Consider the following 12,838-nt stretch of genomic DNA (forward strand, 5'->3'; position numbering starts at 1 on the left):
GTAGTGTATCGTGCGTCCGGGTCGATTGCAGGGGTCAATTGCAGGGCGCCCGGCTCGACTACCAGCCCTCGTACCGCTCCCCGTAGTTTTGCCGTGTGACGCGAACTTCCACCAGGCTGCTCGTCAACGGGCGAGTGCACAGCCCCACCCACCCGGACGCCACCGCCATGGCGGTGCGCGGGGACACCATCGCCTGGCTGGGCAGCGACGACGTCGGCCGAGCCCAGTTTCCCGACGCCGACGTGCAGGACCTCGCCGGTGGGTTCGTCGCGCCCGGTTTCGTCGACAGCCACATCCACCTCTGCGCCACGGGCCTGACCCTGGACGGACTCGACCTGCGGGCGGCCGGCTCCCGCGCACACTGCTTGCGGTCGATCGCCGAATACGCGGCCGCCAACCCGGGGCGGCTGGTGTGGGGTCACGGCTGGGACGAATCGGACTGGCCTGAGAACTCACCGCCGACCACCGCCGAGCTGGATGAGGTGCTCGGGGATCGGCCCGCCTACCTGGCTCGCGTCGACGAGCACTCCGCGCTGGCCTCGACCGGGCTGCGACGGCTCCTACCGGACCTGGCCTCGACCACCGGGTATGCCGCCCAGCAGCCCCTGTCCGGCGACGCGCACCACAGCGCGCGGGCCGGCGCCCGCGATCTACTCGATCCCGCACAACTAGCCACCGCCCGCGACGGCGCGCTGCGGGCGGTGGCGGCCGCGGGCATTGTCGCGGTCCACGAATGTGCGGGACCGCAGATCGGCGGCATCGACGACTGGCGGCAGCTGGCCGCCCGCCAGGGCGGCGTCGAGGTGATCGGCTACTGGGGCGAGGCGGTGAGCACGGCGGCGCAGGCCCGCGACCTGCTGTCGCGGACCGGGGCGCGCGGTCTGGCCGGCGATCTGTTCGTCGACGGCGCACTGGGTTCTCGGACGGCCTGGCTGCACGATCCCTACGCCGACGCCTCCGACTGCACCGGCGCCTGCCACCTCGACCCGGGTGCTGTCGAAGCCCATCTGCGCGCGTGTACCGAGGCGGGGGTGACCGCGGGCTTTCACGTGATCGGCGACGCCGCGGTTTCGGCGGTGGTCGACGCGCTGGAGCATGTGGTGGCCGATCTCGGGGTGGCCGCGGTTGCCCGTTGCGGCCACCGGCTGGAACATGTGGAGATGGTCACCGCGGAGCAGGCGGCGAAGCTGGGGTCGTGGGGTGTCATAGCCAGCGTCCAGCCCAACTTCGACGCGCTGTGGGGCGGTGGCGACGGCATGTATGCGCGGCGCCTCGGTGCCGACCGGAGTTGCCGGCTCAACCCGCTGGCACTGTTAGCATCCCAAGGCGTGCCCCTTGCCCTTGGTTCCGACGCGCCGGTCACCGGATTCGAGCCGTGGGCCAGTGTGCGGGCGGCGATCCACCACCGCACCCCCGGCAGTGGGATATCGGCCCGTGCGGCATTCGCTGCCGCCACCCGCGGCGGCTGGCGAGCCGGCGGTGTTCGCGACGGTATGACCGGGACACTGGTTGCCGGTGCGCTCGCCTCCTACGCGGTGTGGGACGCCGGCGTCCTTGACGTCAGCGCACCCCGCGACGCCGTGCAACGGTGGTCGACCGACCCGCGATCCCGGGTTCCGGTGCTGCCGCGGCTCGATGACGGCGACCCTTTGCCGCGCTGCCTTCAGACCGTGCACCGGGGAACGGTGCTGCATGGCTAGGCGCGGCGCAGGCGGCAACGGCGACACGGGCGACACGGGGGGCACGGGGGGCACGGGGGGCACGGGGGGCACGGGGGGCACGGCCCTGGAACCTGACTCTCGGCAAATCTCCACCGATTTGCCAGCAGAGTTCTCCGACAGTTTGCCAGGCGCATCCCCGGAGGGCCCGGCTTCCGGTGCGCGGCTCGGCCGGGCCGCCAGCCGCGGGTTGACCGGAGTCGGTGCGCGGGCCCGGGCGCTGTGGGGAATCCTCTCGCCGCGGCTGTTGCGACTGGCGGTCGCGGCGGCCGCCGGGGCACTGATGTACGGCAGTTTCCCACCGGCGAACAGGTGGTGGGCCGCCGTCGTCGCCATCGCCCTGTTGACATGGGTGCTGACCCGCCCGGCGACAACCCCGGCGGGCGGATTGGGCTACGGGCTCGTCTTCGGGCTGGCGTTCTACCTGCCGTTGCTGCCGTGGATCGGCGCCCTGGTCGGGCCCGGGCCGTGGCTGCTGCTGGCAGTGACATCAGCGTGTTTTCCGGCGGTCTTCGGTCTGTTCGCGGTGCTGGTGCGTCGGCTGCCGGGCTGGCCGGTCTGGTTCGCGGTGTTGTGGGTCGCCCAGGAATGGCTCAAGTCGATTTTTCCGTTCGACGGGTTCCCCTGGGGTTCGGCAGCGTTCAGCCAGGCCGAGGGGCCGTTGCTGCCGCTGGTCCGGCTCGGCGGGACGGCGTTGCTTTCGGTGTCGGTCGTGTTGTTGGGCAGCAGTCTGACGGCCATCGGCCTGGAGATCGCGGGATGGTCCCGCAGGGTTTCGGCGGCCGGGCCGCCGGCTGTTGTGCTGCCGGGCGCGATGATCTGCCTGGTGCTGTTGACCGCCGCCCTGGCCTGGCCCCCGGTGCGGCACGCGGGGGCCGGTGCGGGCAACGAACCCGCGATCACCGTCGCGGTGGTGCAGGGCAACGTGCCCCGGCTGGGCCTGTCCTTCAACGCGCAGCGCCGCCAGGTGCTGGACAACCACGTCTCCCAGACACTGCGGCTGGCCGGGGACGTGCGGGCCGGCGTCGTCCCGAAACCCCGGTTCGTGGTCTGGCCGGAGAACTCCTCGGATATCGACCCGATGATGAACGTCGACGCCCGGAAGGGAATTTCCAGCGCGGTGGACGCGATGGGCGTCCCGATCCTCGTCGGAACCGTCCAGGACGCGCCCGGCTGGACCCGTGAGCACCCGCGGTACACCAACACGATGATCGTGTGGAACCCGGGCACCGGGCCGGCCGCCAGGCACGACAAGGCGATCGTGCAGCCGTTCGGCGAATACCTGCCCATGCGGTGGCTGTTCGGGCGTCTGTCCGGGTATGCGGACCGCGCCGGCCACTTCGTGCCGGTACCGGGCACCGGCGTCGTGGATATCGCAGGAGTGCCCCTGGGGGTGGCGACATGCTGGGAGGTCGTGTTCGACCGTGCGCCGCGCAACTCCGTGCTCAACGGGGCGCAGCTGCTCGCGGTGCCCACCAACAACGCCACGTTCGACCAGACGATGAGCGAGCAGCAGCTGGCGTTCGCCAAGATCCGGGCCGTGGAGCACGATCGCTACGTCCTGGTGGCCGGCACCACCGGCATCAGCGCGGTAATCGCTCCGGACGGCGGCGAGTTGACGCGCACGGACTTCTTCGTCCCGGACTATCTGGACACCTCGGTGCGCCTCAAGACGGCGCTGACTCCGGCGACCCGGTGGGCCCCGGTCGTGCAGTGGGTTCTGGTGGGCGCGGCGGGCGCGGTCATCCTCGCCGCGATACGGCACAATGCCGCCCTCACTCCCGCCGAGGGTGACCATGCAGACACGCTCGGCGTCGAGGGTGACGGTAGTTTCACGCTCGACGGAAAGGAGTTGCAGTGACCACTGACCAATCGGCGGCCGGGGCACCGGGCGAACGCCGGAGTCAGAGCGTGCTGGTGATCATCCCCACCTACGACGAGCGCGAGAACCTGCCGCTGATTCACCGGCGCGTCAAGGCGGCCTGCCCGGGCGTCCACATCCTGGTGGTCGACGACAGCAGCCCCGAGGGCACCGGGCAGCTCGCCGACGAGTTGTCTGCCGCCGACCCCGCGGGCACCCACGTGCTGCACCGGACCGCCAAGAACGGCCTCGGCGCGGCCTACCTGGAAGGCTTCGCCTGGGGCCTGGACCGTGGGTACTCGGTCCTGGTCGAGATGGACGCCGACGGCAGCCACGCCCCCGAACAGCTCCACCGGCTGCTGGACGCCGTCGACGACGGCGCCGATCTGGCCATCGGCTCGCGGTACGTGCCCGGCGGCACCGTGCGCAACTGGCCGTGGCGGCGCCTGGCGCTGTCCAAGACCGCCAACACCTATTCCCGGCTGGCCCTGGGCATCGGTGTACACGACATCACCGCCGGTTACCGCGCCTACCGCCGCGAACTGCTGGAGCGGATCGACCTGGGCACCGTGGACTCCAAGGGCTACTGCTTCCAGATCGAGATGACCTGGCGCAGCGTCAACGCCGGCTTCGCGGTGACGGAGGTGCCGATCACGTTCACCGAGCGGGAGATTGGAGTGTCGAAGATGAGCGGGTCCAACATCCAGGAGGCGCTGGTCAAGGTGACCCGGTGGGGTGTGCGGGGCCGCCGGGAGCGACGCGCCGCGCGTGCTCGCACCCGCGGCTGAGGTGCCCGTGGCCCGTGGCCCAGCCCCGGTGGCCCCATGCCCCGCGGCTGACGGGCCCGTGCCCCGCGGCTGACGGGCCCATGCCCCGCGGCTGACGGCCCCATGCCCCGTGGCCCGGTGGCCCCGAGCGCGGCCCGGCCCGAGCCGATCAGCCGCGACGCCGCGACCGGATGAGGTCGAGGCGCTCCTTGAGCAGCTCTTCGAGTTCTTCGACCGAACGCCGCTCCAGCAGCATGTCCCAGTGGGTGCGCGGCGGCTTGACCTTCTTGGGCTCGGGCACGTCGCCCTCGATCAGGGTCCCTTCCATGCCGTTGCGGCACATCCAGTTGGCTGGGATCTCCGCGTCGTCGGCGAAGGGCACCTCGAACTCCTCGCCGTTGTCGGTGCGGTACTTCGCGATCTGCCGCGGGGCGAGGTCATGGTTGCGGTCTGTCTCATAGCTCACGGCTCCGAGGCGACTACCTCGCAGAACACGATCAGCCATTGGCGGTGCGCTCCTTACGGGTCCGGTGAGCTGCTGGCGCTCCCGTGGTGAAATTCCGTCTTGACCAGGCAACCCTCGACCAAACCAACGATGCGATCGCCTGTGTGGTTCCGGCTGCCCGCCGCGAAAATCGCGACGCGACCACCAATGATACCGGGATTGGCCGGCAGGCCGGACTAAAGTCGGCAGGCGTGAGCCGTCACCATCGACCACAGCCCTGCCGCTGGTGCGGACGCGACGTTGCCGAAGCCGGGTTGGGCCGCCGCCGTCAGTACTGCCGGCAGTCGTGTCGGCAGCGGGCCTACGAGCAGCGGGCCATGATCACCCGGGGCCGGTCGGGCTCGGTCCCCGCCGACGCCGTGGTGCTGACGGCCGATGATGCGGCCGATCTCTCCGACCGGGTATTCCAGGTGCGCTGCGCGGCCGAGGACGTGGTCACCGCGCTCGACGAAGGTTCGGGAACCGCGGAGTTGCGGGACCTGTGCGACGACCTGCTCCGGGCGGCCAGAGCCGCCGACGGATGGCGTCGGGTGGGGGCCTGAACAGGCCCCTCCCGCCGGACGTGCGAGGGAGTGCGAGTATCCGGGAATGCCGGACGTTTTGAAATCCCGCCAGAGTTGGCGATACTCACCAGCGACATTCTTGGGTCGGTGTGCTGTACCCAGCCGGTCGCAAAACCGGTCGGAAAACCGGAGTCGGGCTGGTGCGGCACCTTCGACGACTCGGCGCGAGCCGTACTCGACGGGTCTGAGACGACCGAATCAGCGAGGGGTCCGGTAGTGGTTGATCAACTCCAGCATGCGACGGAGGCGCTGCGCAAAGCGCTGGTCCAGGTGGAGCGCCTGAAGCGGACCAATCGCGCGCTGCTGGAGCGGTCCACCGAACCGATCGCGATCGTCGGCATGTCCTGCCGCTTCCCGGGCGGGGTCGACTCGCCCGAGGGCCTGTGGCAGATGGTTGCCGACGAGCGCGATGTGATTTCGCAGTTCCCCACCGACCGCGGGTGGGATACGGCCGCACTCTTCGACCCCGACCCCGACGCACGACACAAGACCTACGCCAACACCGGTGGTTTCGTGGACGGTGTCGCCGACTTCGATCCGGCGTTCTTCGGGATTGCGCCCAGCGAGGCGGTGGCGATGGATCCCCAGCATCGCATGCTGCTCGAACTGTCGTGGGAGGCCCTGGAACGTGCCGGCATCGACCCGGGCGGCCTTCGGGGGAGCGCCACCGGCGTATTTGCCGGAATCATCGCGCAAGGCTACGGAATGTTTGCCGAGGAGATCGAGGGCTACCGTCTCACAGGTATGACGTCGAGCGTCGCCTCCGGGCGGGTGGCCTACGCACTGGGCCTGGAGGGGCCGGCGGTGTCGGTGGATACGGCGTGCTCGTCGTCGTTGGTGGCAATGCACATGGCGGTGCAGTCGCTGCGATCGGGGGAGTGCGACCTGGCCCTGGCCGGCGGTGCGACCGTCAACGCCACCCCCACGGTGTTCGTCGAGTTCAGCCGGCACCGGGGCCTGGCTCCCGACGGCCGGTCCAAGGCGTACGCCGGGGCGGCCGACGGTGTGGGCTGGTCCGAGGGCGGCGCCGTGCTGGTGGTGGAGCGGTTGTCGGATGCTCGGCGGTTGGGGCATCCGGTGTTGGCGGTGGTGCGGGGTTCGGCGGTGAATCAGGATGGTGCGTCCAATGGGTTGACCGCACCCAATGGTCCCTCGCAGCAGCGGGTGGTGCGGGCGGCGTTGGCCAATGCGGGGTTGTCGGCGGCCGATGTGGATGTGGTGGAGGGCCACGGTACGGGGACGACGCTGGGGGATCCGATCGAGGCGCAGGCGTTGCTGGCGACCTATGGGCAGTCCCGGGGTGCGGATGGGGCGCCGTTGTGGTTGGGGTCGATCAAGTCGAATATGGGGCATACGCAGGCGGCGGCCGGGGTGGCGGGTGTGATCAAGATGGTGCAGGCGATGCGCCACGAGATGTTGCCGGCGACATTGCATGTCGATTCCCCGAGTCCGCATGTGGATTGGTCGGCGGGGGCGGTGTCGTTGTTGACCCGGGCGCAGCCGTGGCCGGCGGGGGATCGGGTGCGGCGTGCGGGGGTGTCGTCGTTCGGGATCAGCGGCACCAATGCGCATGTGATCGTCGAGTCGGTGCCGCCGGCGCCGGCGCGCGCGGCGGATACCGGGGCGATCCCGCAGCGCCCGGTGCTGCCGTGGGTGGTCTCGGCGAAGTCGGCGCCGGCGTTGCGGGCGCAGGCGGCGCGGTTGGCGGAGTTCGTCGGTGCTCGCGGTGAACTGGACTGCGGTGACGTGGGGTGGTCGTTGGCGGGCCGGTCGGTGTTCGAGCATCGGGCCGTGGTGGTCGGCGGCGGGCGCGAGGAGTTGCTGGCGGGGCTGGCGGAACTGGCCTCGGGCGACGGAATGTCCACGGTCATCAGCGGTGTCGCACAGCCGGCCGGCAAGACCGTCTTCGTATTCCCCGGCCAGGGCTCGCAGTGGTCCGGGATGGCCGTCGAATTGCTGGACACCGCACCGGTTTTCGCGCAGCACATCGAGGCGTGCGCCGAGGTGTTCGCCGAGTTCGTCGACTGGTCACTGATCGACGTGCTGCGGGGCACACCGGGAGCGCCCGGGCTCGACCGTGTCGATGTGGTGCAGCCGGCGCTGTTCGCGGTGATGGTGTCGCTGGCGCAACTGTGGAAATCCGCCGGGGTGCGCCCCGATGCGGTCATCGGACATTCCCAGGGCGAGATCGCCGCGGCGTACGTCGCCGGTGCGCTGTCACTGCGGGATGCCGCCCAGGTAGTCACGCTGCGCAGCAAGCTGCTGACCCGCCTGTCCGGCCCCGGCGGCATGGCCTCGATCGCGTGCGGTGTCGCCAGGGCGCGGGAGTTGCTGGCGCCCTTCGACGGCCGGCTCGATATCGCGGCCGTCAACGGCCCGTCGGCGGTGGTGGTCTGCGGCGACGGCCCCGCACTCGACGAGCTCGTCACCCTGTGCGGCGACCGCGAGCTGCGGGTGCGCCGGATCGACGTCGACTATGCATCGCATTCGGCCGCGGTCGAAGCGATCCGCACCGACCTGGCGGCGGCGCTGGCAGGTATCGAGCCACATTCCTCGCGGGTTGCGTTCTTCTCGACGGTCACCGGAAGTCGCTTGGACACAGCCGGTTTAGATGCCGACTACTGGTACCGCAATATCCGCCAGACCGTGCTGCTCGGCCAGGCGGTGCGCGCCGCGTGCGAGCACGGCTACCGGGTGTTCATCGAGTCCAGTCCGCATCCGGCGCTGATCGCCGGCATCGAAGGCACCGCCGCCGACTGCGTCACCGGTGAACCCGAACCGATCGTGGTGCCCACATTGGGCCGCGACGACGGCGGACTGCGCAGGTTCGTGTCCGCGGCGGCCGCCGCGTTCGTCGCCGGTGTGGCGGTGGATTGGCGCGGCCTGATCGACGGGGCCGGCCATGTGGAACTTCCGACCTACGCCTTCGACCGGCGCCGGTTCTGGCTGTCGAGCGAGGCGATGGCCGCCGATGCCGCCGGTCTGGGCCTGGCCGCCGGGGAGCACCCGCTGCTGCGCGCGGTGGTGGAGATGCCCGCCTCCGGCGGGGTGGTGCTGACCGGTCGGTTGTCGCCCGGTGCGCAGGGCTGGCTGTCCGACCACGCGGTGTCGGGGATGGTCGTCTTCCCCGGCACCGGATTCGTGGAACTGGCGATCCGGGCCGGCGACGAAGTGGGAGCCTCGGTGGTCGACGAACTCACGCTGCGGTCCCCGCTGGTGATACCGGACGGCAATTCGGTTGCCGTGCAGGTCGTTGTGGGTGCGGCAGCCGATGACAGCGGACGTCGCAGCGTCTCGGTCTACTCCCACGCAGACGTCGACGGCGCGTGGGTATGCCACGCCGAAGGGACGTTGAGCGCGGCTGGTGCCGCACCTCCCGTAGAACCCGCCGCCGACCTTTCCCAATGGCCGCCGGCCGGCGCGGTCGCGATCGACTTGGCGGGCGGTTACGAACGGCTGGCGGCGCAGGGGTATGGATACGGTCCGGCGTTCCGCGGGCTGACCGCGTTGTGGTCGCGCGGAGCCGAACTTTTCGCCGAGGTCACCCTGCCGGAGGCGGCCGGCGGTACGGCCGGTTTCGGGGTCCATCCCGCTCTGCTGGACGCGGCGTTGCATGCGCCGGTGCTGGCCGTCCCGGGCGGCGACCTCGCCCTGCCGTTCTCCTGGCAGGGAGTGTCGCTGCATGCGGCAGGCGCATCGGCGGTCCGGGCGCGGATCGCACCGTCGGGGCCCGCCGGGCGATCGGGATCCGACGCCGCCGCGGGCGCTCACGCGGTCTCGATCGAACTCGCCGACGGCCTCGGGCTGCCGGTACTGTCCGTCGCCGCGATGACGGCCCGCCCGGTCAGCGAACCGCGGCTGCGAGCCGCGATCGCCGGCTCCTCGCCGGACCGGCTGTTCGAATTGGTGTGGTCGCCGGCGGCATCCGGTCGGTCGTCGGGTACGGCGCCCGGCACGGCCGAGCCGCAGCCGCCCTACCATGTGTTCGAATCGATTGCCACCGAAGAGGATCCACTGACGGCGAGTTATGCGCGCACCCACGGGGTGCTGGCCGCCGTGCAGTCCTTTTTGACCGAACACGACTCGGGTGTGCTGCTGGTGGTGACCCGCGGCGCGGTCGCCCTGCCCGGCGAAGACGTCGGCGACCTGGCCGGCGCGGCGGTCTGGGGACTGGTTCGCTCGACGCAGACAGAGAATCCCGGCCGGTTTGTGCTGGTGGATTCCGATGCGCCCCTGGATGATTCGATGATCACCGCCGCGCTGGGGGTCGGTGAGCCGCAGGTGGTGCTGCGCCGCGAGCAGGCCTATACGCCGCGGGTGCGGGGCAGCCGTGCGGTCGACGGCATCCTGGAGCCGCCGGAGACCGGGCCGTGGCGGCTGGGTCTGAGCAGCGCCGGCACGTTTGAAAACCTACGGCTGGAGCCGATCCCCAACGCGGAGGCACCCCTGCAACCCGGCCAGGTGCGGGTCGCCCTGCGGGCCATCGCGGCGAACTTCCGCGACGTCATGCTCACCCTCGGCATGTTCACCCACGAAGCCCTGCTCGGCGGCGAAGGCGCGGGTGTGGTCGTCGAAACCGGGCCCGGCGTCACCGAATTCGCCACCGGAGACTCGGTCTACGGGTTCTTCCCGGACACCAGCGGCACCCTGGTTCCCGGTGACGTGCGGCTATTGCAGCCCAAGCCATCGGACTGGACCTACACCGAAGCAGCGGGAATCTCAGCGGTTTTCACCACCGCATGGTTCGCCTTCGTCGACCTGGCGGAGGTCAGGCCCAGCCAGCGGGTGCTGATCCACGCCGCCGCGGGCGGTGTCGGCATGGCGGCAACCCAGCTTGCCCGGCATCTGGGCCTGGAGGTGTTCGCGACGGCGAGCAAGGGCAAGTGGGACACGCTGCGGGCGATGGGCTTCGACGACGACCACATCGCCGACTCGCGCACCTGCGAGTTCGAAGACAAGTTCCGGGCCGGTACCGGCGGCGTCGGGATGGACGTGGTACTGGACTCGCTGGCCGGTGAATTCGTCGATGCCTCACTGCGATTGGTCGCCCGGGGCGGGATCTTCCTGGAGATGGGCAAGACCGATATCCGTGACCCCGGGGCGATCGCGCAGCAATATCCGGGGGTGCGCTACCGCGCCTTCGACCTCTTCGAACCCGGGCGCCCCCGCATGCACCGGTACATGCAGGATCTCGCCGAGCTCTTCGATGCCGGGATTCTGCGTCCGCTGCCGGTGACGGCATTCGATGTCCGTCGCGCCCCGGCGGCGCTGCGGTACCTCAGCCAGGCCCGCCATATCGGCAAGGTCGTCATGACGCTGCCGGACGTCTGGGCGCAGGGCACCGTGCTGATCACCGGCGGCACCGGCATGGCGGGCTCGGCGCTGGCACGGCACGTCGTCACCCGGCACGGGGGGCAGCATCTGGTGCTGGTGAGTCGGCGCGGGCCGGCGGCACCGGGTGCCGCGGAGTTGGTGGCCGAACTGGAAAGCATCGGCGCGCAGGTTCGGGTGGCGGCGTGCGACGCCGCCGACCGGCCGGCACTGGCCAAGGTGATCGCCGACATCGGGGTGCAGCGGCCGCTGTCGGCGGTGATTCACGCAGCCGGCGTCCTCGACGACGCCGTGGCGACGACCCTGACACCCGAGCGGGTGGACACGGTGCTGCGCGCCAAGGCCGATGCGGCCTGGAATCTGCACGAGCTGACCCGCGACCTGGATATCCGCGCATTCGTGATGTTCTCGTCGATGGCCGGCCTGGTGGGCTCGGCCGGTCAGGCGAACTATTCGGCGGCCAACTGCTTCCTGGACGCGCTGGCCGCGCACCGCAGGGCCCACGGCCTGCCGGGGATGTCCCTGGGCTGGGGCCTGTGGGATCAGGCCAGCGCCATGACCGGCGGTCTGGACGCCGCCGACCGGGCGCGACTCGGCCGCGAAGGCGTCGTGGCGTTGTCCTCGCAGGAGGCGCTGGAGCTGTTCGACACCGCGATGATCGTCGACGAACCGTTCCTGGCGCCGGCCCGCATCGACCTGGCCGCGTTGCGGGCACACGTCGCATCGGCGCCCCCGATGTTCCGAGATCTGGTCAACGCGCCCATCCGCCGTCAGGTGGACGAATCGCTGGCTGCCGCCAAATCGAAGTCGGCGCTGGCGCACCGGTTGCACGGCCTGCCCGAGGCCGAGCAGCAGGCCATCCTGGTGGATCTGGTGCGCACGCACATCGCAACCGTGCTGGGCAATGTGGCGCCGGAGTCCATCGATGCCGACAAAGCGTTCCAGGAGTTGGGATTCGACTCGCTGACCGCAGTCGAAATGCGCAACCGGCTCAAGGCTGCCACCGGGCTGTCGCTGTCGCCCACCCTCATCTTCGACTATCCGACGCCGGCCGGCCTGGCCTCCTACATGCGAACCGAGCTCGCCGGAGTGCCGACGGAGATCGGGCAGGCCCCGGCGGTGCGCGTCACCGGTGACGACCAGATCGCGATCATCGGCATGTCCTGCCGATATCCCGGCGCGGTGGACTCTCCGGAAGACCTGTGGGACATGCTGATTCGGGGCCGCGACGTGCTCTCGGGCTTCCCCGGCGACCGAGGCTGGGACCTGGCCGGGTTGTACAACCGCGACCCGGACGTGATCGGCACCTGCTACACCCGCACCGGCGGCTTCGTGGACGGCGTCGCCGACTTCGATCCGGCGTTCTTCGGGATCACGCCCACTGAGGCGGTGGCGATGGATCCGCAACAGCGCATGTTCCTCGAACTCTCCTGGGAGGCGTTGGAGCGCGCGGGAATCGAGCCCGGTGGGCTGCGCGGCAGCCCGACCGGCGTATTCGCCGGTGTGATGACGCAGGGCTACGGGTTCTCCGGTGGCGACGCCGTCGAGGGATTCCGGCTGACCGGGCAGTCGTGCAGCGTCGCCTCCGGGCGGGTGGCCTACGCACTGGGCCTGGAGGGGCCGGCGGTGTCGGTGGATACGGCGTGCTCGTCGTCGTTGGTGGCATTGCACATGGCGGTGCAGTCGCTGCGATCGGGGGAGTGTGACCTGGCCCTGGCCGGCGGTGTCACCGTCAACGCGACCCCCGACATCTTCGTCGAGTTCAGCCGGATGCGCGGACTGTCGCCAGACGGCCGGTGCAAGGCATTCGCCGGGGCGGCCGACGGCACCGGATTCTCCGAAGGCGGCGGAATGCTTGTCGTCGAACGGCTTTCGGATGCTCGGCGGTTGGGGCATCCGGTGTTGGCGGTGGTGCGGGGTTCGGCGGTGAATCAGGATGGTGCGTCCAATGGGTTGACCGCACCCAATGGTCCCTCGCAGCAGCGGGTGGTGCGGGCGGCGTTGGCCAATGCGGGGTTGTCGGCGGCCGATGTGGATGTGGTGGAGGGCCACGGTACGGGGACGACGCTGGGGGATCCGATCGAGGCGCAGGC

The 12,838-nt window shown here is 70.5% G+C and carries 4 protein-coding genes and 1 pseudogene; 4 read left to right on the forward strand and 1 reads right to left on the reverse strand.

The features are described from left to right. The first annotated feature begins 167 nt into the window (after positions 1 to 167). Both ACK5M9_RS02940 and lnt read left to right on the forward strand, forming a co-directional pair. Positions 168 to 1,700 carry an amidohydrolase gene (locus ACK5M9_RS02940; RefSeq protein ID WP_416891713.1) on the forward strand — a complete coding sequence of 511 codons (1,533 nt, stop codon included), beginning with the start codon at positions 168 to 170 and terminating at the stop codon, positions 1,698 to 1,700. A gap of 208 nt (positions 1,701 to 1,908) precedes the next feature. Then, a pseudogene (gene lnt / locus ACK5M9_RS02945) lies at positions 1,909 to 4,367 on the forward strand (apolipoprotein N-acyltransferase). Positions 4,368 to 4,515: 148 nt separating this feature from the next. Here lnt and ACK5M9_RS02950 read toward each other — a convergent pair. Then, positions 4,516 to 4,851 carry an RNA polymerase-binding protein RbpA gene (locus ACK5M9_RS02950; protein ID WP_416891703.1) on the reverse strand — a complete coding sequence of 112 codons (336 nt, stop codon included), beginning with the start codon at positions 4,849 to 4,851 and terminating at the stop codon, positions 4,516 to 4,518. Between the two features lie 191 nt (positions 4,852 to 5,042). Here ACK5M9_RS02950 and ACK5M9_RS02955 point away from each other — a divergent pair, with 191 nt between their 5' ends. Continuing rightward, on the forward strand, positions 5,043 to 5,393 hold the full coding sequence (locus ACK5M9_RS02955; RefSeq protein WP_416891704.1) for a hypothetical protein: 351 nt from the start codon (positions 5,043 to 5,045) through the stop codon (positions 5,391 to 5,393). A gap of 237 nt (positions 5,394 to 5,630) precedes the next feature. Further along, positions 5,631 to 12,838 (forward strand): SDR family NAD(P)-dependent oxidoreductase (locus ACK5M9_RS02960; protein WP_416891705.1); only part of this gene is annotated, 7,208 nt, incomplete at its 3' end.

The organism is Mycobacterium sp., assembly GCF_047975165.1.
Classification (GTDB): domain Bacteria; phylum Actinomycetota; class Actinomycetes; order Mycobacteriales; family Mycobacteriaceae; genus Mycobacterium.

Bases quoted from the DNA above. Each gene is read 5' to 3' on its own strand.
- ACK5M9_RS02940 (WP_416891713.1), top strand. From the start codon at position 168: ATGGCGGTGCGCGGGGACACCATCGCCTGGCTGGGCAGCGACGACGTC.
- ACK5M9_RS02950 (WP_416891703.1), bottom strand. From the start codon at position 4,851: ATGGCTGATCGTGTTCTGCGAGGTAGTCGCCTCGGAGCCGTGAGCTAT.